Annotated in this window: 15 protein-coding genes; 8 read left to right on the top strand and 7 right to left on the bottom strand. The window is 43.8% G+C overall.

Annotation, left to right across the window (positions count from 1 at the left end; genetic code table 11):
- Position 1: 1 nt before the first annotated feature.
- The 5 genes from QSH61_RS06110 to QSH61_RS06130 form a co-directional block, all read right to left on the bottom strand.
- Positions 2–2,185 carry a beta-ketoacyl-[acyl-carrier-protein] synthase family protein gene (locus QSH61_RS06110; RefSeq protein WP_206471219.1) on the bottom strand — a complete coding sequence of 728 codons (2,184 nt, stop codon included), beginning with the start codon at positions 2,183–2,185 and terminating at the stop codon, positions 2–4.
- A complete protein-coding gene (locus QSH61_RS06115) occupies positions 2,178–3,674 on the bottom strand; it encodes an AMP-binding protein (protein WP_174168509.1) in 1,497 nt (498 codons plus the stop codon). The genes QSH61_RS06110 and QSH61_RS06115 overlap by 8 nt, the downstream gene beginning before the upstream one ends.
- Before the next feature lie 34 nt (positions 3,675–3,708).
- Positions 3,709–4,002, bottom strand: a complete 294-nt coding sequence (locus QSH61_RS06120; protein ID WP_010369398.1) for an acyl carrier protein — start codon at positions 4,000–4,002, stop codon at positions 3,709–3,711.
- A gap of 137 nt (positions 4,003–4,139) precedes the next feature.
- Positions 4,140–5,759: an HAL/PAL/TAL family ammonia-lyase gene (locus QSH61_RS06125; protein WP_010606259.1), complete on the bottom strand. Its 1,620-nt coding sequence runs from the start codon at positions 5,757–5,759 to the stop codon at positions 4,140–4,142.
- A 650-nt stretch (positions 5,760–6,409) separates the two neighbouring features.
- Complete coding sequence (locus tag QSH61_RS06130) at positions 6,410–7,069, bottom strand: hypothetical protein (RefSeq protein WP_102056431.1); 660 nt, start codon at positions 7,067–7,069, stop codon at positions 6,410–6,412.
- A gap of 280 nt (positions 7,070–7,349) precedes the next feature.
- On the opposite strand from QSH61_RS06130, the gene QSH61_RS06135 reads away from it, so the two are divergent.
- The gene (locus QSH61_RS06135) at positions 7,350–7,943 is read left to right on the top strand and encodes an ABC transporter ATP-binding protein (RefSeq protein ID WP_206471218.1); all 594 of its coding nucleotides are present in this window, start codon (positions 7,350–7,352) and stop codon (positions 7,941–7,943) included.
- Between the two features lies 1 nt (position 7,944).
- Positions 7,945–9,018, top strand: a complete 1,074-nt coding sequence (locus QSH61_RS06140; RefSeq protein ID WP_206471217.1) for a DUF6136 family protein — start codon at positions 7,945–7,947, stop codon at positions 9,016–9,018.
- Positions 9,019–9,027: 9 nt separating this feature from the next.
- Here QSH61_RS06140 and QSH61_RS06145 read toward each other — a convergent pair whose 3' ends face one another.
- Positions 9,028–10,995: a winged helix-turn-helix domain-containing protein gene (locus tag QSH61_RS06145; protein ID WP_206471216.1), complete on the bottom strand. Its 1,968-nt coding sequence runs from the start codon at positions 10,993–10,995 to the stop codon at positions 9,028–9,030.
- A 189-nt stretch (positions 10,996–11,184) separates the two neighbouring features.
- On the opposite strand from QSH61_RS06145, the gene QSH61_RS06150 reads away from it, so the two are divergent.
- Positions 11,185–13,443, top strand: a complete 2,259-nt coding sequence (locus QSH61_RS06150; RefSeq protein ID WP_206471215.1) for a DUF5916 domain-containing protein — start codon at positions 11,185–11,187, stop codon at positions 13,441–13,443.
- Positions 13,444–13,563: 120 nt separating this feature from the next.
- Here the strand turns inward: QSH61_RS06150 and fadE are convergent, their stop codons facing one another.
- The gene (gene fadE, locus QSH61_RS06155; protein ID WP_039496080.1) at positions 13,564–16,017 is read right to left on the bottom strand and encodes an acyl-CoA dehydrogenase FadE; all 2,454 of its coding nucleotides are present in this window, start codon (positions 16,015–16,017) and stop codon (positions 13,564–13,566) included.
- Positions 16,018–16,549: 532 nt separating this feature from the next.
- On the opposite strand from fadE, the gene QSH61_RS06160 reads away from it, so the two are divergent.
- From QSH61_RS06160 to truA, 5 genes are all read left to right on the top strand, one after another.
- A complete protein-coding gene (locus tag QSH61_RS06160; RefSeq protein WP_010606266.1) occupies positions 16,550–16,870 on the top strand; it encodes a DUF6419 family natural product biosynthesis protein in 321 nt (106 codons plus the stop codon).
- 83 nt (positions 16,871–16,953) lie between these two features.
- Positions 16,954–18,078, top strand: coding sequence for a 4-phosphoerythronate dehydrogenase (locus tag QSH61_RS06165; RefSeq protein ID WP_206471214.1), 1,125 nt, complete (start codon positions 16,954–16,956; stop codon positions 18,076–18,078).
- 37 nt (positions 18,079–18,115) lie between these two features.
- Entirely contained in the window at positions 18,116–19,132 is a 1,017-nt protein-coding gene (locus QSH61_RS06170) for an aspartate-semialdehyde dehydrogenase (RefSeq protein ID WP_010606268.1), read from the top strand.
- Positions 19,133–19,421: 289 nt separating this feature from the next.
- Positions 19,422–24,998 carry a FimV/HubP family polar landmark protein gene (locus QSH61_RS06175; protein ID WP_286123481.1) on the top strand — a complete coding sequence of 1,859 codons (5,577 nt, stop codon included), beginning with the start codon at positions 19,422–19,424 and terminating at the stop codon, positions 24,996–24,998.
- 142 nt (positions 24,999–25,140) lie between these two features.
- Positions 25,141–25,935 carry a tRNA pseudouridine(38-40) synthase TruA gene (truA, locus tag QSH61_RS06180; RefSeq protein ID WP_010606270.1) on the top strand — a complete coding sequence of 265 codons (795 nt, stop codon included), beginning with the start codon at positions 25,141–25,143 and terminating at the stop codon, positions 25,933–25,935.
- Positions 25,936–26,023 lie beyond the last annotated feature (88 nt).

A 26,023-nucleotide genomic window follows, 5' to 3' on the forward strand; every position in this document is an offset into this window, starting at 1 on the left:
CTTATTTCCTTACTGTTCGTAAAATACATCCCGTCATACTTCCCGCGAGATTAACGCTTAGGAGTAGGGTTTGATCTAACTCGGTATCACCAGCTGGGGTGTTGAGTGCATGCATTAGCGCACGCACTGCTAATTCTGTACTGTGTAGAGGCGTGGTTTGTGGCTGATATTTTATAAGTTGGGCCTGTGGTAAATGGCTGTCCAAGCTTGCTGCAATGGTGGCAAACGCTTCATCGTGATAAGTACTTAACACGACATTGCCCACTTGGCTCAGCTTCCTAGCATGGCTTGCTAATAATCTGTCTAGTGCTTGATGTTCCTGCGCATCATTGATTTGAATAAAATCAATGATTTCTGCGAGAGGTTGGTAGCCTGCCGGTAACACCTCGCTGGTTGCCAAGAGCGCGGCGCTGGAAAAATGACCGATATCTGCTTGGAATTGATGTGCAGCCCAGACTTGCTGCGAGAGTGCAGTATCGTCTTGCGAGCTACATACCATCGCATATCGACTTCGACCTTCACGCATATCAAGTGCTGCGCTCCAAAGCGCATGTAAAAAGTCATTGCCTAAATCACTCACACAAGTGGCCGAGTTTTTAAAGCCGAAGCCGAGTGCCAGTTGCCCTAATGTGGCATTGACGACGGTATTGGGGAAATGCGTACTTTTTAGCTCTGCAATGCCATCTTGAAATGATGCGAGGTTTTTATCTAAGGTTTCCAGCGAACCAATGGGATTAGCATAGTAGGCTGCGAATTCTGGCAGTGGTAATTGCGCTAGATCGAGATCGCTGTCTTGTAAGGTAAATTGGCAGGCACCCAAGGCAAATTGTGCAACACACGGTGTACGGCGCTGGAAAAGTGCAGGGAACTGCTGTTTTAAGTTAAATTCAGCAAAGTGGTCGGTGCTATTTTGTCGAGCATTGTATACTTCAGTATTAGACAGGCTGGTGGCAGCAAGTAGATACACCGGATTTGGCGCCGTGTTAATCGACGTTTTCTGATGCTTACTGAGTAGCATGCTGGTGTTGTGGCCACCAAACGCTGAGTTAGTCACTGCAAAAACATCAACAACCTGAGGTTTCGCCTGATTGGTCACTAATTGATATGCTTGGCAACACGACCTTATTGAGTCGACACCCAGTGTTGCTGGTAGAAGCCCTTCATCCTGACTGACCAAAGTTGAAATAAGTTCTACGGCACCAGCGGCACCAAGGGTATGACCAAAGTAAGATTTACTACTTGAAACCGAGACGTCGCGCATGGCCTGTTCACCAATGGCTGATTGGATCCCTTTTAGCTCTGCGCCATCATTTGCTGGCGTACCAGTCCCGTGGCTGTTGATATATTCAATATCACTTGCTGCAACGGGCGCATAGGACAATGTCTGCGTAAAAGCGCGGCGTACACCATCGCCCTCGGGGTTAGGCGCTGTAGCGTGGTGAGCATCTAAGCTCGACCCTGTCGCGAGCAATTGATATCGCAGCGTTGCGTTACGCTTATTAGCATGTGTTTGCGATTCAAAGACTAAAAAACCTGCGCCTTCACCTAAACTTAATCCCATTTTTTCGCTGTACGGAGCACAAGGTTCAGGACTCAAGGATTGTACCGACTGAAAGCCGCCGTAAACCAGCTCGCTGAGGGCATCTGCACCGCCAGCAATGACAACATCTGCTTGGTCATTTTCGATAAGTTGCTTAGCAAAAGCAATGGCACTGCTACTTGCGGTACAGGCCGAGGTGAAAGTCATTACAGGGCCCTGAATATCGAAGTGGCGGCTGACATCGGTTGCAATTTGATGTGGTGGATAAAACTTAAACCCTAGTTGATGCTGACCTTTAAGGCTCTCCATCAATGAAAACATACCGCAGTTTGCATTACCGAGAATAAATGCCACACGGGTACTGTCCATCTCAGTTAAGGCTAAATTTGCATGCTCAAGTGCTTCTGTAACGGCATGGATAGCGTATTGGCTCGCCAGATCCATATCAAAATGTTCTGCGCTGTGGTGCTCGTAGTTGATAGCGAGCGCCCCAACATTGTGTGTTAGTCCCTGTGTGTCGAAACGATTAATGCGGTCAATACCAGTGCGGTTTTCCTTGATGCTAGTTAGCAGCGCTTTGCGATTCTCGCCCGCTGCGCAGAGCACACCATAACCAGTAATGAAAGTTTGTTGTTTATTATTCATGTACGCATTCCTGTAGTGCCGAGAGGGTGATTTTGCCGAGCTCGTTTTCTGGAAATTGCGCCAAAAAATGAACCTGCGGCGTGGGTAAATCTTTAAACCAACTTCTGATGTCCTGAAGTGTAGGGATGCAAGATAGTCCTTCGACAAAGGCGACCAGCTCGCCCCCTTTATTATTGTTATTGTCCTCGATAAAAAACACGCGATGGCGAAGTCCCGCAAAGCGTTCTTGGAGGATTTTTTCTATACTTTGTAGCGAGTAGCGTTTACCTGCATACTTAAATATTTGGTCTGCGCGCCCACCGTGTGTGAATTGGTTTTCATTGCTGAAAATCAGCTTATCTTTGAGCTCAAACTCTTCACAATTAGCCACTAAAAACGGCGATCTCAACATGGTTTTACGCTCGGCATTTTGATAAATGTCGACCGCAGTGAACTTAGTAAAGTGTGTTTCGTTGTTGCCTAATGGACGATAGCCGATACCGCCGGTTTCAGTGCTGCCTAGTACCTCAAAAGCTTGTATTGAAAGCGATAGGGAAGAAATAAGGTCGGCAAGCTTTTGCTCTTTCTCACCTTTGAATGGTGCACCTGAGCTTATTAAGTAACAGTGGTTTTGACTTAACTGATCAGCCACAAAGTCAAACATAGTTGGCGTTAAGATCACACCTACCTGTTTATCTCTTACTGGTTGTAAGTCAGGTGTAGAACCAAGTTCGTAACACACCGGTTTGCCAAGTTGCAGAGGGAGCATAAATGCCCAAATAAAACCGAACATGTGGCGGATATCAACGCAGGCACAGAAATAATCTACTGCGTCAAACGAGAAAGTGTCAGCAAAGGTGACGGCTTCTGCATGGAGTGAGGCGATGGATTTATGCCAAGTTTGTGGCTTGCCTGTGCTGCCTGACGTTTCAAAGCCAATTGTCTTATCGCTATGCTGTTGTAAAAATGCCGTTATGGAACGAAACGGAACTTCTACCTCTTGATTGGCAAGCGGGAGTTCTCGCCAGCTAAACGCATTGGCGTTCGAGGCCGCATTCGCACTTAATACCGGAGTGATATTGTGCGCTAATAACACCATAGTGCTCACAATGATATCGCAGGGCGTGCTGTCTTTGATAAGGCGAGCCTGACCGATGATCTCACACTCTAGACTACGCTGTATCAGTGCTAGTAAATCGGTCTCTTTGAGAGAGGTGACTTGATCTGCCCAAGTCTCCAAGGGTGCTGCTTGTTTTTGTTGCGTTAAGTTTAACGCTATTTGACGTGTTAGTGTCGCCAAAGTTACAGTGCTCAATTCGCCCAAGTCTTTTAATTGGAACGCTTTTTTACATGCAGCAGATAACTGCATAAGGTCGACCGAGTCGAGAAACAGTGGCGCCTCAATTAAATTGGCGTCGTCACTTAGTACGTCTAGTTGTTCTTTATCTACTTCTAACTCAGCTTCAATCAGTTGCATGAGTGTTGAACGAATGGCACTGTATGTTTGCATGGTGTCCTTCCAAGCGAAAATGGTTACGGTCAGATCAACAAGCTTCAGCTGTTGTTTGTGCTTCAACTTGTTCGTGAACAAAGCTAGCTAAGGTACTGACGTTTTTCATTTTTTCTTGAATGGTTTGTTCTGGGTAATCTTTGAACTTAAGGTTGTATTTTTTCTCGATAGATACCACAAGATCGAGCACCTCGATGCTGTCTAGATCTAGACCGTCACCGATAAGTTGAGCATCATCTTCGATTTCATCAATGCTATCTACCACTTCTAAATTGTCTACAATGATGTCTTGTTTAATAAATTGTGTTATTGATTCTAAGCTACTCATTTTTATATCCTTTTTAGTTTCTCTGGTGTGTAGTTTACGTCTCATTAGCGGTTTTTGAGCAACAACAAGCCCTAGCTGGCTGCAGTGAAGCTGCCAGCTATAGCGTTATCGTCATCTCAAAAATGACTTAGAGAGGGTTACTGCTCATTAAATAGGGCGTTAACCATATTGTTGATTTCGACATCCATCGGCCTATCTTCAATGACTGGTTGGAAGTTGCTGCTAATTTCGTCGAAAAACTCGCGAGAAAGTGCGTTGAGTTTCTCTGCTTTTGCATCTTTCCCATCAACATAAAATGCCTGGCGGATCGCCATTGCCTGAATAGCAATAACTGGCTTGATAAGATCTGTAATACGACGAAGGTCACGTGCGGCGATGGTGCCCATGCTGACGATGTCTTGGTTTAGTGCTTCTGTTGTGCGTGAAAATACTGACATAGGGCCTGCATTTTTCAGTGCTTCTGCAACAAGAGAAGAAGAGGTAATTTGCATTGCTTTGAAACCGTGGTGTACCCAAGCTTTGTCGCCAAGATCTTCACGCGCAACCAAGTTGTTAGAAATTCCACCGTTAAGACGGTCGTCAACCAAAATGCCTAATTCACGCTCTAGTAAGGCGCCCATGTTTGCAACGAGTGGCTTGAGGGTATCGCACACCGCTGCAACGTGACCACCGTAGAAGTGACCCGCGTTGAGGATAAGGTCGTTCTCATCATCAAATAGTGGGTTATCGTTCACAGAGTTGATTTCAGTCGTTAGGATCTGTGATGCCCACATCTCAGCATCAATTAATGGACCTAACACCTGCGGAGAGCAGCGAATTGAATAGCTATCTTGTAACCTGAACGTTTCTTGCTTGCCAAACTCAATGTTGTCATCGGTGCGGTTTCTGCGACCTAAACGCTGATCGACGTTAGTTAAGCGTTCTAGAATTTTCTCTGCGCAGATCTGCTGTCCGCGGTGTGGTTTAAGTTCGTGTACGCGTTTATGGAATGGCGATGCACGACCTTCGATAAGTTCGACATAAAGCGCGATCAGTTTACAGCTTAAATCAATGCCGCGGCGGATGTCTTTTAGCGCATTCGTGGCGATGGCAGACATAACCGAAGTACCATTCATGATAGCTAAACCTTCTTTCGGCTTTAGCTTGTATGGCGCAATGTTTAGCTCTTCTAACACTTCAGCGGTTTCACGTAGTTGTCCTTGATAGTACACCTTACGCTTACCACCAAGTGCGGCACCGACATAAGAAAGTGGTGTTAAGTCGCCACTCGCACCCACTGAACCCATAGAAGGGATAGCTGGGATGATGCGGTTGTTTAGAAAGGTTTCCATTTGCGCCAGCAATTCCCAACTAACGCCTGAAAAGCCTTTGGCATTACAGTTCATGCGGATCAATAAAGTCGCGGCACAATCAGACTCTGAAAGGTAATCACCAACGCCACAGCCATGATAAGCAATGAGGTTTTGTTGTAATTCTTCAGAGAGAGAAGTCGAAATACGGTTACTTGCTGAGTTACCAAAACCAGTCGTCACGCCGTATATATCTTCTTGATTTGCTAATTTATTGTCCAGGTATTGACGGTTTTGCTCGATTCTAGCTTTTAGTGCCAATTCGTCCAATTTTACTTTGGATAAGGGCTGAGCTGCGTAATCTTGCACTGACTCCAGAGAAAGTGATTGATCTTGCGAGATGAAAACAATACTACCGAGCTTTTTCTCGACCTGAATTGCTTCCTTTTCTGTGTTGTACTGGTTCATGACTTTCCTACTCTGACTAAAATAATGAATCCGATTGTGATTTTCACAATGCTTATATTTTTGTATGGCGGGAAATTGTTTAAAAAACCCAATCATACTTGTTAGAGGCGAGTACTACTTAACCAACGTCCCGTGTGTGCCAATCCGCTAACTTGGTCGGCTTTGTCGCGATACTATTGTCGCTATCTTTGTTACAAGATTATTTTATTTGTAAATAAAAAATATTAAATGTGATTTTTTGATTGTTGTGTTTTAAGAACGGCGGCTAGGTTAAGCCCGAGTTTTCAGGGTGTCAACACGAAAAATTTGACATTTTAATGTTAATTAAATCTAACGTTAACATAATTGAAATGTTATAAAATGATTGCAATATGGAGTTGTTAATAGCTATTTTTTATCTCTATGAGATATAAAGAATTAATTGATTTTTAAAGCTAAAACTCTATTTTTATTGCGCGTGGAAAGTTTAATAAAACTGACTTATGACAAATGTCACTATTTTGTATGGTCGGATCTGAAAATGAATAGAATTGACTTATTTCGGCAGAAAGTTGAATTTTTTGTGAATAAAAAATGCGTTATAAATATAAATCTAGACGGCTAACCGTTGAGGTTGCCGGAATATCGGCAGCCTCAAAAACACTGATTAGTTAGTATTCTAAAACGGTGCTCATTAATCCAGTTTCACCGACGACGAGTAAGTAAGAGCGGTCTAGTGATGCATTGCAAAGACTTATAACCTCATCACCCATCATAATATCTTGATTACAGTCATCCACTTGATACCAGCTACTGACTTCTCCTTTATCAAATTCAACGTCTGAACCGTTAATATTTAATGTCATTGTTTTGGAAGCTAATACTCGTACGGTAAATTTATTATCGTGATCATCTTTAGACTTTCTAACCACCTTTATATCTAAGGTATCGTTGCTATCCTGCATTACAACAAAGTGATAATCTCGGTCATTACTTACCTTAATTTTTTCTTGTTCTATCATGCCAAGCTTGTTGACTGACTCAGCATAAAAACTGATTTCACGGTTGGTGTTATGTTCGTGTGTTATGCGTACGGGTTCTGAACCGGAAGCTAGTACTTTGACGCGATATTTATCGTCAGCGACATTTCGTTCATCACCGTCTAGCTCAGTGTTAGCAAGGTGAAATGCAATTTCATAATCGGTGGCATTAACCAAGTTATATTGGTTTTTATAGATGTCAGAACCGAAGTTGGCGGTCTCGATATCTTCAGACGAACATGCTACCGCTAATAGGGATAGGGTGGCTGCAGTTAGGATACGAAAGTTCATAGTTGATCTCCTTTATCAATATTTTGAACATAGGTCGTTATTCAAGCGATTTCGGAGCAAGAGTATAGGATGGAAAAATGAAAGGTTACTTAATGATGTTTATAAGATGTTAAAAAATGTAGAGTGTAAGGCTTTGTTACAAAATAAGGTACGTAATATATGTCATTTTACTTTCTAACTAGGTGATAAATATTGGCTTTTGTAATAAGTTAAGTTTTATGACAACTACATTTTTAAACATAAATATAAATCCCTATTTGGATTTATAGTGTAGAGAAAGATGATAACGATAAAATCTCTAAGTAAAAGCTTCTCCAAAGAAGTACTGTTTGACAATTATTCACAACAGTTTGACCATAATAGGATTTGTTTAGCGGCACCGAATGGCGTAGGGAAAACCACCTTACTGAGTATGATTGCTGGACTTGATGATGCTTTCAATGGCGACATTCTTTTACAAGACAAGAAAATCGATAAACGCCAAACACTTGTTGCACTTGCGTCAGACAACATTCCATTTCCTGCTTTTTTGCGTGCAAAAGAGTTATTAACTCTCACATCAACTGCATGGCAATGTGATTTTCCTTCGCAGCTTGTAAACGACTTTCAGTTTGAAACCTTTTTAATGACGCGCTACGCGGATCTCTCCTCTGGTAACAAAAAGAAGCTTCAGCTTATTAATGCCTTGATGCGTAATACCCCTTATTTATTGCTCGATGAGCCTACTGCGGCTTTGGACGCGGCAGGTTGCGAGTATATCGTTGAGCTCGCGCAAAACTACGCTGGCATGGTGCTGATGACAAGTCATGAGCCTGAACCTTTTTTACAAGTTGGATTTCATTCTGTTCCCTTAGCACCGAAGCAGAGTAGTTAATATGCTCTATTACTATCGTTACAGAAAAGCATCACTTACTTTATCGCTGCAAGCGATAGGCCAGCAACTTCAGCAATTTGGCTTGATGATAGCTGCCTTGTTTCAAGTTTATCTGTTAGGTTTTATCGCAATACTATTTATGGGTATAGGTAAAATTGTAGAAAGTGATAACCCCGTTGCACAGGTACAAATTGCATGGGGATTACTTGCGGCGCAAAGCTTTATTCTATTTGTGTTTCGAGATGCGGTTTTGGACAAAGCGCACCGAAGTTACCACCACACGATCCTGCATCGTGCCATCCATCAAAAAGTGGCGGATGGTTTGTCCGTACTGGTTGTTCATCCTTTATTATTGATGACGCTAATTCTCTGCTACTCGATTGGAATTGAGAAAATCACGCAAGCGTGGCACTTACTGTTTTTTGCGGTGACGCAATTCTTCGTTGCTCTTTGTTTTATTTATCGTCCTTTGGGGACCAGTATTGGATTATTGATAACAGCTATTATCAGTTTTGCTGTTGTCGAAATTACTTGGTATTTGATTGCTGTAAACCTAATAGTGTTTGGCTGTGCTGCTTTGCTACCGCGTAAAGTGACGTTATCGGTAATGGTTAAAGGGTTGACGACATTTTGGCTGAGCTTTGCTTACAACCACTATTTTGTGTTGCTTTGGCGCATTGTGATGAGTGTGTTGGTGCTATGGTTTGGCGCGATCTTAAGCGCAGAGCGCCCCGATCTGATGGCAAATTACGTTCCAGGTCTGGTGACGTTAAATCTATTATGGTGGTCGAGCCTTGCCATTGATCTCAAACCTGAAGTCTACGACCGCATTGCATATTGGTTGAGTATAGATAAGCTGCAATCGGCAAAGCAGAGCATCTGGATTATTGTGCTGACGGCTGCCGTCTGTTTTTCAGTGCCTGTCTATATGTTATTAGGACTGAGTGCAGTGAGCCTGTTACCCTATGCCTTTCTACCACTTTTAGTGTTAAGTGCATTAAAAAGTCCACAGCTTTTAGCTATGACTTGGCTCAGCACCTTAGTGCTGAGCTATACCGCGTATGTGCTTTTGTAATGATAATCGTTAGTTGGCAGCTTCAGATAGGCGAGTCAGTTTCTTGATATCGCCTTCTACACTTTCCATTTTTGCTATGAGTAGATCCCCAAGCGCGTCGATATCGTAGTGCCAAATCAAGTGGCCGACTTTTTTAAGCGTAGGGTTTTGCTCTGGCATCAAGGTGAGTTGCCAAATGTAGTCCCTTTTTGACCAAGCGGATTGCCAATAGATGTCGTTGCCGCGAATTCTTAAGTTACTAAATTGATTGGTTTGTTTTTGACTTAACGCATATTTATTTAACGCCTCTGAGTCGCTTTCGAAGAGCGTCTCGTACTCAAGCAGTAGGTTTTGTTGTAGCACAAACCAGGTTTGTCTTTCGGGGTGATAAAAGACAAAGTCAGCTGTACTATCATGACTGCTGATAAGCGCCCCAGACAAGCTGTATTGGTTTAATGTTTTGCCGTCATAAGCCCATAGTGTTTGCTCATCTATCCAGCCCATGCTTTTGACGGGCAGACTCAGCTGTGAATTGAACTGGGTGAGTGGGCGTTTTCGGTCGTATATCACTAAATCGTTATCACGGTTTGAGGCCAAATAGCTCAGCTCTGGACTCCATACTAAAAAACCAACGTATTCATGCCCCTGATGAAAGGAAAGCTGATTGATTTTATCATCGTGATATAGATACACCTCGCATACGCCGCTGCGCCTCGACATAAACGCCGTTTCCCCCAAGCTGTTGGTCAGTGGTAGATAGTCGATGCTTGAGCTTGAAAATAAGGGGAGATCATCTCGGTCTTTGATATTAACTTGAAAACTCTCCAATGCCGCGAATATATCGCCGCGATTATCGCTTGAGAAGCTTGTGTATAAGCCAATTTCCGTTTCTTTGATGGCTTGACTGTCACCGTCTCTAAAGTGTCGCGATAGGCTGCCATATTGGCTCGCAATCACAGCTTGATGATAAACATCAAACGCAACTGAAGTGACTGGAGCTGACCACTTTAGATGTACCGTGCCATCGAGCGTTTGTAGTCTTGCGAACCCTTGTTTATCTTGAACTAAATAATAGGTTTTATCTTGCCATGCTCGAAGGGCCATTTTTAACCGCTCGTTGGCTGCCAAAGCAAGTGGCAGCTTAACCATTTGATGGGACTCAAGCCGGTAAAGGTGTGCTGCTTTGGCATTATATTGGCCGAACGTTAGGATGAGCTCTTTGTCATTTTTCCAAACGGGTTTAGTACCAACTTGGCACGGAAGAATTTGAGAACTGTGGAAAAATTGCCCTGCGGCAGTCATAACATGAAGTTGACAGCCACTACCTTGATATTGCCAGAATGCCAGCTTATCTGAGTCGGGGCTCCAACTTGGAAAACTGATCCGCGAATCAAAGCTGTGTTCATTTAATTGAAAGCCTTGTTTGTTGGCAATAATAAGGTGGGTAAAATCTTTCACATAGGCGATGAGATCTTGGCTTTGGTGGGCATCAACGTCAAATTCAAGGCCAAGCTCATGACTAAGGCTAGAGGTTTCGTAGCGTGATGGTGTTTTTTCAGTCGGTGTTTGATTAAAAAAGGCGATCGCGCCAAAGCATAGAACCGCCATTGCGACGGCACTGAGTGATAAAATACGGGACTTGGCGATTACGTTGACTGGTTTTGCCGTATGACGAGGTGCTATTTCATGCTTTTCTAGTGGCGCGATAAAGCGATAGCCCCGCTTTGGGATGGTTTTGATGTAAATTGGGTTTTTAGGGTCGTCCCCGAGCACTTTTCGCAGTTTAGTCAGAAGCTGATAAAGACTATTAGGTTCGACAACCGCATGTTGCCACAGCTGTTCGGTAAGCCAATATTTCTCTAGCACTTCGTTATGATGCTCAATAAAAAGCGCGAGTAACCTTGCCATTTGTGGCTCAAGTTTTACGGTTTCTTGGCTTTGCCTATGTGTTAGGCAATCTTGCTGGAGATCAAACTGCCAATGTCCAAAACAAACCATCTCTACTTCCTGTGCCTGCACGCTGAGTACCAATTTCAATAATTAAAACCAATTGTTCCCATAACGTTAGCGTTTCTTAAGATTAAGTCAATGTTTATAAAGGTTAAGTCAGCTTTCTTCAGAAAAAGTTAAGAACTTTTTACGGCAAAGTTTGTTGCAATAGCAGGCATAACTCTGAGGAAAGTATGTATGAATAAAAGCAATAAATTTTGGCTCGGTTTAAGTTATCCCATGATGGCAGGAGCTGCACTTGCGGAACCTATCGTGGTTGATGGTAAGTTGAATGAAGCGCAGTGGGGTTCAGCTACACAGTTTGAACAATTTGTTCAGGTTGTGCCTGTAACTTTGGCATCTGCCAATGACAAAATTACCGCAAAAGCTTTTGCAACCGCCGACGGTGTTTATATTGGTATTAAAAACTTCCAGAATAAAGCCGAGCGCAAGCGACAATTCAATATCCATGACCGCTTTATGCAAGCTGACTTCAATCGGGTAGTTGTGGACTTTTCTGGCGACGGTAGTAGTGCATATCAATTTTCGGTGACATTAGGTGGCGGCTCGCAAGATGGTGTTGTAACCCCAAGCTTAAACGTGGATTACGATTGGGATGGGGACTGGCACTATGCCAATCACATTGACGATACGTATTGGACCACGGAATTATTGATCCCTTGGCATACCGTGTCGTTTCAGCCAGGAGATGAGCAGGGGCTTACAAAGATTGGGGTTTCGGTACAGTTGTATGAACTTAAAAGTAATTTTATCTATGCAAACCATGAGGGTACAACAGCAAATAGTGATTTCTTCCTGACCATGCCAAAGATCGCAGCACAGATCCCCGCGCATTCTCAATTGGCATTTGTGCCTTACTTTGCGCATCAGGCTCAATTTGCACCGCTAAGCACTTCACCTTCCGAGCGCCAGCACCAGTCCGATGTTGGCTTTGATTTGTTTTACAAGCCTTCTCATCATCAGAAGGTGAGTCTTGCCGTGAATCCTGACTTTGGTCAGGTGGATATCGATGATGTTGACGTGAATTATTCAGCCGTGGAAACGCTTCGCACCGATAAACGTCCATTTTTCACCCAAGATATCAGCCTTTTTGACGTTGCTGCACTTGAAAGCACTAAGCTTATTCATACTCGTCGGATAGGGGCATCAAGTGATGATGGTACACGCGCAATCACCCCCATAGGTGCGGCACTACGATTTGTGCATAAAGGAAAGTCGGTACAATTTGGTACTTTTGCTGTGTCTGAGTCGGACTTTTCGGACGATATTGGTAAGCAGTTTTTTGCAACAAGAGCTAATTATCGCACGCAAGATTGGCAGGCCGGTGTGCTTGCGACCAAAACAGAACGGCCATTTCTTGAACGCGATGCCATGAGTTATGCCGTTGATGGCCAGTATCGTAGTGAAACTTGGTCTTTCAAAGGCGCGCTATTACAAACTGAGGTAGAAACACAAAAGCACAGTGTGACAGGCCAAGGTGTATCGCTAGACGCGGAGTATCAACTATCGTTACAGACGAAGTTCGCTGCGCGCTACTTTGCTGTGGATGACGAATTTGATAACCGTGATCTCGGCTATATGAAACGCAATGATTGGCAGGTGAGCGAGCTTTATGGAGAATACTCGATGCACCCAAAAGACAGCTGGTTTACCAGGTTAAAGCAGTCACTCACACTGAGGCATGAGCAAAATAATGCTGGAACAGGTTTAGCGGCCAGACAAGCATATTTAGCGCAGTTTTTGTTGGCAAATGGTGGTCAGCTCAACCTCGGGCTAGATTATTACACTAGCGGTAAACAAGACAACTTAGGGCGAGGCACTGAGGTGTTTGAGATGCCAAGCCGTGTGGAGTCTCGGGTCTTTTATCAAAGCCCTTATGTGGGGGATTTTTCTTGGGCTGCGAGTATAGAGCTTGACCAAGAAGGAATATCAGGCTCTGCACAGCAATACGCCGTGGATTTGACGTGGATGCCACACTACAACTGGAACCTTAAGTTGAGTAATTTCTTTAGAAGCGGTGATGGCTGGCTGATGGCGAACGGGCAAAACCGCTTGAGTGAATACGACAGAGATGAGTTTTCCAATAAGTTGGAATTTAACGGTCGGATCACCGACAACCTTGAACTCAGTGGTTCGCTACAGTGGACGATACTTGAAGCGCAAAGTAAGACGATTTATCAAATTACCAATGGCGAGCTTCGCGAAATTCATGGTGACACCAGTTTTGACGACAGGCGCTTAGCAAGCCAGATAAAACTGCGTTATCGCATGGGTGCATATTCAGATATTTTTTTAGTGTATCAACGCGGAGGTGCAAACTTTTCGACACTTGAAAAGTCGCAAGTCGGGCGCAGAGACTGGTTTGGTAGTGTCGCTGATTTATGGCAGCAACCAGTGCAAGACTTAGTGACGTTTAAAGTGCGATATTTATTTTAAAACACTAGAGCTGTGTTCCCCCGGCTCTAATCTGCCAAGAAAAAAGGTCAGAAAATTCTGACCTTTATATCCACGCTAATTGCTATGGTAGTATGGATCACACTACCTAAACAAAAATAGTTATGCTGCGTCTGCTTTACTTGATTCCTTCGTTCTTGCTTTACCGGCAAGTAACTCTTCAGGGTCAAAGTCATCAACGTTGATAACGGCAAGACGTTTTGCTTCAACGGCAGTCAATTTAGCTGCTTCGTCTTCGCTCAGTACACCTGCTTCAAGCCCCATTGCTGCTACTTTATCAAGTTGCATAAACGGTAACTTTTTACCAGTACCACGGCATACCTTTTCAAATAACGGCTCTACGGCAAGAATGTCTTTTAGCGTTTGCTCTTGCTTACCAAGCAAGCACAGAGGCTCATCTTTTAAGTAGATGTGTGTTGCAAGGCGGTCACGCGTTTCGCTAGGTACTTGAAGTAGCTGAGCAAGTTTGTGCTCCATTTTGTCGGTTGGTTTACGAACCGGACGACCAAATGGGAACAGTACCACTTTCAACAAACCACGTAATGCAGCAGAAGGCATGTTGTTGATTAAGTCAGCAAGGGCACGTTGACAAAGGTACAGGTGCTCCTGACAAGACCATTGCACAAAAGGTAAGTCTTCTTTACGACGACCTTCATCGTTATAGCGCTTAAGCGTTGCAGAAACCAGATAAAGGTAGCTTAATAAGTCGCCCAAACGTGCAGAAATACGCTCTTTACGCTTCAGTGAACCACCAAATACAGCCATACAAATATCAGACATTAATGCCAATGATGCACTGTAACGAGCAGCATTACGATAATAAACAGCGGTTTCATCGTTAAATGGTACTTTGGTGAAACGTGCACCGGTTAGCGCTAACCACTTAGTTCTTACCAAGTTCGACATAGTGAAACCGATGTGACCCATCAAGGATTTATCGAAGCTATCAAGCGCTTCTTGTTTATCTTTGATAGAACAAGCTTCAAGTTCAGCCAGTACAAAAGGATGGCAGCGAATAGCGCCTTGACCGTAGATGATCATGTTACGGGTTAGGATGTTTGCACCTTCTACCGTAATTGCAATTGGTGCACCTTGGTAACCACGGCCAACGTAGTTGTTTGGACCTAGACAAATCCCTTTACCACCATGAATATCCATGGCATGGATGGTTGAAGCACGCATTTGTTCGGTTAAGTGGTACTTCAAAATGGCAGAAACAACCGAAGGTTTTTCACCTAAATCTACCGCGCCAGTTGACATAGTCACCGCAGCATCAGAGCTATACGCATAGCCACCCAGTTTCGCTAGTGCCTCTTCAATCCCTTCCATCTTACCGATAGGCAGTTTGAACTGGCGACGAATGCGGCTGTATGCGCCACTTGCAACTGCAAGGGATTTAATACCACCGGCAGAGTTTGAAGGTAGCGTAATAACACGACCAACCGACAAACACTCAACCAGCATGCGCCAGCCTTGTCCTGCCATTTTTGCGCCACCGATAATGAAATCGAGTGGTACAAACACGTTTTCGCCTTGGGTAGGGCCATTTTGGAATGGCACATTCAGTGGGAAATGACGTCGGCCAATTTTTACGCCTGGCGTGTTTGTAGGAATAAGCGCACAAGTAATACCTAACTCTTCTTTATCACCTAATAGACCGTCCGGGTCGCGCATCTTAAACGCCAGACCAAGTACAGTCGCAACAGGTGCTAAAGTAATATAGCGTTTGTTCCACGTTAGGCTAATACCTAATACTTCTTCACCTTCCCATTCGCCTTTACATACCACACCAAAGTCAGGGATAGATGAAGCATCAGAGCCCGCTTCTGGTGACGTTAATGCAAAACAAGGGATTTCATCACCCACTGCTAGACGAGGTAAGTAGTGTTCCTTTTGCTCGTCAGTACCGTAGTGCTGAAGTAGTTCGCCTGGGCCTAACGAGTTAGGTACGCCCACGATAGACGAAAGTAAAGTTGATTTACTGGTAAGCTTTTGTAGTACACAAGATTGCGCGTAAGCTGAAAACTCAAGACCGCCGTATTGCTTTTTGATGATCATCGCAAAGAACTTGTTGTCTTTTAAGTATTGCCACACGTCTTGCGGTAAGTCAGTCAGTTCGTGCGTTGCTTCCCAATCGTTAAGCATGGCACACACTTCTTCCACCGGACCATCCAAAAATGCTTGCTCTTCAACGCTCAAGCGTGGCTTAGGAAACTGATGAAGTTTATCCCAGTTTGGGTTACCACAAAATAGATCGGCTTCCCACCAAGTTGTACCTGCATCAATCGCTGACTTTTCGGTTTCTGACATTGTCGGCGTAACTTTTTTGAACGCTTTAAATGCTGGAGCCACGATGTACTGCTGACGCAGGTTCGTTACTGAAAGCGGAATAACAATCGCTAAGAAAATTAACCAAGAGATAATGCCAAATGCACCAGCAAAGGTGCCAACTAGCATTGTAACTGCTGCAATACCTAGAGCGGTATTCCAGCTTGCGCGATGATAGCTTGCTGCGCTGAGCAAGGCTAACAACGCGAGAACAAATATAAGTGTCATGTTGTTCTTCCTTATAAGAGGTCTGACCACCCAGTTAGACTAGCTGGTTAACGCTGATATTTCAAGCGTCTTCATACCCTCTATGCGAATTAGTTGATGCCTTGTTGTGACATATTATTTACGTTTTGTACTGAATCTGAGTGTTAAATGAGTCATGCTTCTCATGTCAGTAATTTAAAAGTTATTGATTACACCCCAGCTATAACCTGAGAGAATTTTCAACGCTATTAATTACTGATCGATATTTAAGTGTAATGAACGTAGTGCAATATGACGAAAATGCACATGAAATTTCTTTCAGAGAAGTTCGTTATCTGTGCATTATAATTGCCAAAACTTCATGTCGGATTTGCATTGAAATACACGCTAATGTTTCTACAATTGGGTTAAGCATAGCCACGAAATGGTGCTTTTAAGAATTGCTAAGGAGTAGCAAATGCAGTCCATTTTCTTGGTAGCTATGTGAGTTAGGATTTATCGCTACGACCTAGTGTAGCGGTTGATATTGCTGTCCATGTTAAGGAGAAACAAGATGCAGCAGAGTATTTTTTATCTAGTCACTATTTTGGCCTTTGCCGCGATGTTGTCGGCCTTTCACCTCTTTCCTGAAGCGGTAATTTTTAATGTTTTTAGCAGTTTGTTTGCCGCATTACTTGGCTACCGAGCTTATACCCGTTGGGCTTTATTATTGTGTTGTATTAACGTGTTGGCCATGACGTTTTGTCCTTTGCTTGATTCAGGTGGCTGGTTAAGTCTCAAGGGGGCGGTTGTTTTTGTATGCTGTGTGATGTTTTTTGCAATAGCGTTTGGTTGCAATAAAGCGGTGACACAAAATAAAAGGTTTTATTATTAGTCGCCTAGCTTGCCATGTTAAACTCGACTCAGGCGATGTGTTATCGCCTGAGTACTCGAGACAATAGGTGACAGGAAACCCGCATGCGAATATTAGCCGATCAAAATATGCCCTTAGTTGAGTCATTCTTCTGCGAAATTGGTGAGGTAACACGGTTTGATGGCCGTAACCTTCAACCTGACGAGCTAAAAAACGTCGATATTCTGTTGACTCGCTCAGTCACTAAGGTCAATGAGGCCCTGTTAGCACAAGCAGATAATCTGAAGTTTGTTGGGACTGCGACAATAGGGATTGATCATATTGATACCTCATTGTTGGCCAGCGCCAATATCTCGTTCAGCAGCGCACCAGGCTGTAATGCGATAGCTGTTGCCGAGTACGTGATAAGCGCTCTACTTGCATACGCACAAGAAACTTCCACGCCACTTCAAGATAAAACGATTGCCATCATTGGTGTTGGTAATATTGGCGCGTGTTTGGCATCAAAGCTTAAAGGGCTTGGTCTTACGATATTATTGTGTGACCCCGTAAGGCAGCAAGCGGGGACATTGGATTCACATGTAGCCTTAGATGAAGCCTTAGCGCGCGCGGATATCGTGACATTTCACGTTCCATTAGTTAAGCAAGGCCCGCATAAAACGGTTCATCTACTTGATGCACCGCGGATAGCGGCATTAAAGCCGGGTACGGTGATAATCAACGCAAGCCGTGGAGATGTTATCGATAATCAAGCGCTTTTGCGCGCTTTAGAGGGTGGGCAAGCGCTCGAGCTGATCTTAGACGTTTGGGAAAATGAGCCGAATATTTTGCAGCCATTATTGCAATATACTCGCTTTGCATCTGTACATATTGCTGGCCACACGCTAGAAGGCAAGGCACGAGGCACGCAAATGTTATACGAAGCCGTATGCCGAGAATTCGATTTACCAGCCAGCAAAACGATTAGTGATTTTCTTCCTAAGCCAAGTGTCACTGGCTGCCAATTGCAAAGCACAGCCAACGAGCAGGATATTATCAATTTAGCGCATCTTGTTTATGACATTCGTCGTGATGATGGCATCATGAGAAAACAGCTAAACACATTGGGCTTTGATACCTTGCGTAAAGCATATCCCGTGCGTCGAGAATTTAGTACAATTGCAGTCAATAATGACTCACCAATCAGTGAAAAGCTTTACCAACTTGGCTTTTCTGAGCACAAGAGTTAAGTGCTGTGGTTGGTATATTACAGAATGAGGAAAAATAATGTCGCAAAAATATAATGTTGCGGTACTTGGCGCAACAGGTCTTGTTGGCAAGCAAATTATCGAATTACTAGCAGAACGAAAGTTTCCTGTAGACACATTATACCCACTCGCGAGTAGCCGAAGCGCGGGTGAAGAGATTGACTTTATGGGTGAAAAAATCGAAGTTCTGGATGTTGAAGAGTTTGATTTTTCTAATGCCCATATCGGTTTGTTTTCAGCGGGTGGTTCCGTGTCGGAGAAATATGCACCAATCGCCGCTGACGCTGGCTGCATTGTGATAGATAACACCTCACATTTTAGATACGACTTTGATATTCCATTAGTAGTTCCTGAGGTGAATAAAGACAGTCTTGCCGATTTTAGAAATCGTAATATCATTGCTAACCCAAACTGCTCTACAATCCAAATGCTAGTGGCACTTAAACCAATTTATGATGCCTATGGCATTGACAGAATTAATGTCTCAACTTATCAAGCGGTATCTGGTGCAGGTAAAGAAGCGGTAGATGAGTTGGCTAAGCAAACTGCAAACTTAATGAATGCAAGACCGATGGAAAACGAAGTGTTTAGCAAACAAATCGCTTTTAATGTCATTCCTCAAATTGATGCGTTCCAAGAAAATGGTTACACCAAAGAAGAAATGAAGATGGTGTGGGAAACGCAAAAAATCTTGGGCGACTCAAGTGTTTTGGTTAACCCGACTGCGGTTCGCGTTCCTGTGTTTTTTGGTCATGCTGAAGCCATTCATCTTGAAACGCGCATGCCTTATGATCTTGAACATGTTAAGCAGTTACTTGCTGATGCGCCGGGTGTTGAACTAATTGAAGACGAAAACGACTACCCAACACCGGTAAGTGATGCAAGTGGTAACGATACCGTTTATGTGGGTCGTGTAAGGCAAGATATTTCACACCCATTGGGCTTAAACTTATGGGTGGTATCAGACAACACCAGAAAAGGTGCAGCAACAAATAGCATTCAAATAGCAGAAGCCCTTATAGAAAGCTATCTATAGGTACCCTTTGATATCGCAAAGTAAGCAAAGTTTTGCTTACTTCTCTGCACTATGACGGCAAACTTCTGCCAAGAAGTTTGCCGTTAAGTCAAATACTTGACTATTCTTCACCTATATCAGCTATTCCAAAATCAGTAAAAAGCATTATAACCATGTTAACTTTCAATACGTTGCAATGGATATTCCAACATATCTGGTTTATAGTTTGCATTTGGAATAGAGCTTGCTTCAAAGCCATAATAATAAAACGTCGTTTAACGGGTGTTAAACATTTGAGTAAAGGATCGGCATGCGCGGTTTAGCCTTATTTAGTATCTTTGTATTCGCACTGATTGCCACACCAGTATATACCCAAGAGGGGGTAGTGCTAAAAGGCCCTAAAGGGGTTGATTATGGGGCTCAAGGTCGGTCAATAGGGCCTATCAGACCCACGGATACATTGTGGCGTATAGCACAAAAAGTGCGACCAGATGACTCGGTCACCATTTATCAGGTGATGAAGGCGCTTTATGATAAAAATCCTAATTCATTTCTAGATAAAAACCTCAACCATATGCAGGATGGGGCGTATTTACGTATTCCTACAATCAATGAAATTCGTAGTGTTAACCCTGAGTTGGCAAAGCAAAAGTCGGATCAAGATGACAAACTTTGGGAAATGAAGCGTAAGGGATTATTGAACCCAAATGCAATAAACGAAGCTGAAAAAAAGGTTACACAAGCTCGCAAAGTCGATGTTGAAGAAGCAAAAAAAGACCTGACTAATCAACTGCGCTCTTTAAAGATGGAACAGGACATGAGGCTGATGGACTTACAAAAAGAGTTCAAGTCCTCGGTGCGTAATGTTGAAGAAATCCTATCCGAAAACAATAAGTTAAAGCAACAGCTCGGCGCTATTTCTACCGAGCTTCAAACGGTTCGTACTCAGCTTGGAAAAGACAGCGAAATCCAACAACAGCTAAAGGCTGTTATCGACTTGCAAAATGAAATGATTGATCAGCAAGCCGCTCAAGCAAAAGCGCAAGAAAGTAGCGAGTTAAGCGCATTTTTTAGCTCGCCAGCTGGCATTGCATTACTTGCTACATTGCCAGCACTACTGGCAATTGCTGGATTCGTTATGTTCCTACGCCGGAGAAAGCAATCTCAGACGTCAACAGATGATGACGATTTTCTTCCGCAAACACCATCCGTGGCTGCAGGCGCTGCGGCGGGAGCTGCAACCGCTGCGACTGCATTTGACCCTGAGCCAGACCCACTTGATATCGGAATGGGCGACGATGAAGATGCACTGGGCGCAAGCGTTCAGTTAGATGACGATATCTTACCTGAAGACGATGAAATTACCTTTGACTCACTTGATGACGACTTCGATGAAGGAAGTGATACGTTAGATCAAGACGAACTGGATAGCTTACTAAACGAAGATATTTCGTTTGGTGATGATCACGACGAAGACTTTATGCAACAGAGCTTCGAGGAGGCTGATGATGAAGTTTCGCTCGATGTTGATGATAGCAAAGATATTTTAAGTGACAGCGATCTAGATGATTTGTTCAACGAGTCTCAAGACGAAGAAATTGATGTTAGCGATGATGCGCTTGCTGCCCTGAGCGAGGAACTTGCTGATGAGCAAGCGGATGCTGTTGCAAACGACGATGATATCGATTCAATTCTGGACGGGGCGCTAGATGAAGAGCCCGAATTTAGCGGTAACTTTGATAGTGAGAGTTTAGTCGATGCTGATGATATCGATGCACTACTTGATGCTTCTCAAGATGCTGACGATGATGCACTGCCTGATTTTGAGGAACCAAGTAGTGAGCTTGCGGGTGATGATATTGATGCTCTATTAAATGAAGTTCAAGACGATGCGTTAGCTGAAATTAACGAAGAGCCAGATACGCTTGATGGTGATGATATCGATGCTTTATTGGATGAAGCACAGGAAGATACGTTGCCAGAATTAGAAGAAGAGTCAGATGCTCTCGCTGGTGATGATATCGATGCTTTATTGGATGAAGCGCAAGAAGATACGTTGCCAGAATTAGAAGAAGAGTCTGACGATCTAGCTGGTGATGATATTGATGCTTTATTGGATGAAGCGCAAGAAGATACGTTGCCGGAATTAGAAGAAGAGTCCGATGATCTCGCTGGTGATGATATCGATGCTTTATTGGATGAAGCACAGGAAGATACGTTGCCAGAATTAGAAGAAGAGTCAGATGCTCTCGCTGGTGATGATATTGATGCTTTATTGGATGAAGCACAAGAGGATACATTACCTGAACTGGAAGAAGAGTCCGATGATCTCGCTGGTGATGATATCGATGCTTTATTGGATGAAGCACAAGAAGATACGTTGCCGGAATTAGAAGAAGAGTCTGACGATCTAGCTGGTGATGAACTCGATGCTTTATTGGATGAAGCACAGGAAGATACGTTGCCGGAATTAGAAGAAGAGTCCGATGATCTCGCTGGTGATGAACTCGATGCTTTATTGGATGAAGCACAGGAAGATACGTTGCCGGAATTAGAAGAAGAGTCCGATGATCTCGCTGGTGATGAACTCGATGCTTTATTAGATGAAGTACAGGAAGAGCCGTTACCTGAACTGGAAGAAGAGTCCGATGAACTCGATGCTTTATTGGATGAAGCACAAGAAGATACGCTGCCGGAATTAGAAGAAGAGTCAGATGCTCTCGCTGGTGATGATATCGATGCTTTATTGGATGAAGCACAGGAAGAGCTGTTACCTGAACTGGAAGAAGAATCCGATGAACAGGCCGACGATGAACTCGATGCTTTATTAGATGAAGTACAAGAAGATACGTTGCCGGAATTAGAAGAAGAGTCAGATGATCTCGCTGGTGATGATATCGATGCTTTATTGGATGAAGCACAGGAAGAGCTGTTACCCGAACTGGAAGATGAATCTGATGAACTGGCCGACGTTGAACTCGATACATTAGTTGAAGAAACACCAGAAGAAGCTTTGCCAGAGCTGGAAGAAGAATCTGATGAACTGGCCGACGACGATCTCGATGCATTAGTTGACGAAACACCAGAAGAAGCTTTGCCAGAGCTGGAAGAAGAATCCGATGAACTGGCCGACGACGATCTCGATGCATTAGTTGACGAAACACCAGAAGATGGTTTGCCAGAGCTGGAAGAAGAATCTGATGAGCTGGCCGACGACGATCTCGATGCATTAGTTGACGAAACACCAGAAGATGGTTTGCCAGAGCTGGAAGATGAATCTGATGAACTGGCCGACGTTGAACTCGATACATTAGTTGACGAAACGGCAGAAGAAGCTTTGCCGGAGCTGGAAGAAGAATCCGATGAACTGGCCGACGACGATCTCGATACATTAGTTGACGAAACGGCAGAAGATGGTTTGCCAGAGCTGGAAGAAGAATCTGATGAACTGGCCGACGACGATCTCGATGCATTAGTTGACGAAACGGCAGAAGAAGCTTTGCCGGAGCTTGAAGAGGAAGTTGGTGAGCCAGCAGATAACGAGCTTGATGGTTTATTAGATGAAGCACCAGAAGATGCTTTACCAAAGCTGGAAGAGGTATCTGACGAGCGTGAACTAGGATCTGAACAGCTTTTAGCAGAGTCTGAGCAAACGGAGTCAGGACACTTGTCTGGTATGTTGGATGAAGAGGATGCTATTCCGGAATCATCTGAAGAACTGATGGAAGATACATTGCAGTCCGATCTAGCCAATGAAGCAGATTTTAGTGATGAGAATGTTCAAGCTGACGAAGACAGTGAATTTGAAGATCCTGACTTAAAAAGTGTTGATGAGCTATTACAGGAGCTTCAAGCCGAAGAACAGTTTGAGTTGGATGCTGAACTTGAAGACGATTTTTCGGATGAAGAAGTTGAAATTGAGCTGGGAGATGATCCACTTAATGACGAAGTGGATTTACTGGCAGAAGAAGAGTTTCTTGACGAAGAAGATCTGCAACCAAGCGCAGAGCTAGAGAGTTACCCTGAGCTGGAACTTGGCGAAGAACTTGAAACTACTGACTCGCAAAGCGAAACCGAAAAAGCATTATCAGAAGCATTATCCAATGACGCTCAATTTGATATAGAGGACGGGCTTGATGACGATCTTCTCGACGATGAAATCTCTGGCTTTGATGAAGATGATTTGCCTGAATTTAGTGCGGATTTCGACGAAGATACCTTGCTTGAAAACGAACCTGAAGCACCAGTCGAAGCAGCAGAAAGTGATACGCTTGAGTCTGAACCTGAACTGGAAGTTGAAGACGAGCTGCCGGAGTTAAACGCAGATTTTGACGAAGAAACCTTGCTTGAAGATGAGCCTGAAGCACCAGTCGAAGCTGCAGAAATTAATACGCTTGAGTCTGAACCTGAACTGGAAGTTGAAGACGAGCTGCCGGAGTTAACTGTAGATTTTGACCAAGAAACCTTGCTTGAAGACGAACCTGAAGCACCAGTCGAAGCAGCAGAAAGTGATACGCTTGAGTCTGAACCTGAACCTGAACCTGAACTGGAAGTCGAAGACGAGCTGCCAGAATTAAACGCAGATTTTGATGAAGAGGCTTTGCTTGAAGACGAATCTGAAGCGCCGCTCGACGAAGCTGAAAGTGATACGCTTGAGTCTGAACCTGAACTGGAAGTTGAAGACGAGCTGCCAGAGTTAACTGCAGATTTTGACGAAGAAACCTTGCTTGAAGATGAGCCTGAAGCACCAGTCGAAGCTGCAGAAAGTAATACGCTTGAGTCTGAACCTGAACTGGAAGTTGAAGACGAGCTGCCGGAGTTAAACGCAGATTTTGACGAAGAAACCTTGCTTGAAGACGAACCTGAAGCACCAGTCGAAGCAGCAGAAAGTGATACGCTTGAGTCTGAACCTGAACTGGAAGTTGAAGACGAGCTGCCAGAGTTAACTGCAGATTTTGACGAAGAAACCTTGCTTGAAGACGAACCTGAAGCGCCAATCGAAGCAGCAGAAAGTGACACGTTTGAGTCTGAACCTGAACTTGAAATCGAAGATGATCTGCCAGAATTAAACGCAGATTTTGACGAAGAGACCTTGCTTGAAGACGAACCTGAAGCACCGGTCGAAGCAGCAGAAAGTGATACGCTTGAGTCTGAACCTGAACTTGAAATCGAAGATGAACTGCCAGAGTTAAACGCAGATTTTGACGAAGAGACCTTGCTTGAAGACGAACCTGAAGCACCGGTCGAAGCTGCAGAAAATGATGAGCTTGAGTCTGAACCTGAGCTTGAAATCGAAGACGTGCTGCCAGAATTAAACGATGAAGATGACTTGGAAACTCTACTTTCTGAGCCACAAACTGAATCTGAATTACCAGAGGTCAATGAAGCCGAGATTGAAAAAGAATTTATGGCTGACTTTACCCAAGCAGACTTCGATGCTCTACTCAGCGAACTGGACGATCCCAGTGACTTTGACGCCGGAAATGCAGAAGATTTTGAAGTAGATTTCGATAGCTTGTTACAAGACGAATTGGTCGCAGGGGAAGCCCAAGCGCTACCAACGGACGCCGAAGGTACAGAAGACTACTTAGAAATTGAAGACCTACTTGAACAAAGCGACGATCTTGATAGCGATGTTGAACCTTACGTCGGTGCAAATATGGATGTTGGGCTTGGCGATTTTGAAGAACTATTAGCGGGTGAAAATACCACGGATGTTGATTTAGAGGATGAAGGGTTTGCCGCTAAACTAGATTTAGCGAAAGCTTATATCGAAATTCAAGATTATGATTCGGCGATATCAACGCTCAACGATGTTATTGAGAATGGTCCGGATTCTGTGCAAGCTGAGGCAAAGTCGCTTAAATCTAGTCTTACAGAGTCTTAATACTCACATCAACGATACCGACCACACAAAGTAATTGCCTTGTTTGGCCGGTATCATCATCTACTTCTTAGCTTAAGCGCTTTAATTCACATCGCCAATGGCATAAAATGTCGTTTTTGTTATGGGTTGCGATAGAAAAAGTATGCGAGTAGCGTTAGGCATTGAATATAATGGTGCAAATTATAGTGGTTGGCAGAGGCAAAATCATGTCAGCAGTGTCCAAGAAGAAATAGAAAAAGCGCTATCGAATATCTGTAATCATCCCGTTGAGATAACTTGCGCGGGGCGCACTGATGCAGGGGTTCATGCAACGGGTCAACTCGTGCATTTTGACACGGATTCAGCTCGCGATATGAGCGCTTTTACATTAGGAATGAACTCTCAGCTTCCCGACGACATTGCGGTACGATTTGCTAAAGAAGTCGACCCTGAGTTCCATGCTCGTTTTTCTGCGACAGCTCGTCGATACCGCTACGTTATTTATAATCACACCTACAGGCCGGGTATTTTACGCAGTGGCGTAACGCATTTTCACCACGAGCTTGATGTTGAAAGAATGAAAGTTGCATGCCCTGTGATGATAGGGGAGCAAGATTTCACTTCTTTCAGGGCGGTACATTGTCAGTCTAATACGCCGTTTCGTAATATCCATCACTTAGAGGTGAAACGCATTGGCAAATATATTGTCATTGATATTAAAGCAAATGCGTTTTTGCATCATATGGTGCGCAATATTACAGGTTGTTTACTTGATATTGGTGTTGGCAAGCAAGAGCCTGAGTGGATGGCGGAGCTGCTTGTTGCAAAAGATCGCACGTTAGCAAGTGCTACGGCAAAACCTAACGGATTGTATTTAGTTGATGTGGACTATCCTGAACAATGGCAAATAGAAAAGATGCCGCTTGGGCCTTTATTCTTGCCTGAGGAATTAGTGTAACGGTCATATTTATGTAGTACCTTGTACTCTTAAGACCAGTTTTTTATATCACCTATAGCTAAATCATGATTTAATTGGGAAAAGATGT

Origin of the sequence: Pseudoalteromonas sp. JC3 (genome assembly GCF_030291895.1) — a bacterium.
GTDB lineage: Bacteria > Pseudomonadota > Gammaproteobacteria > Enterobacterales > Alteromonadaceae > Pseudoalteromonas.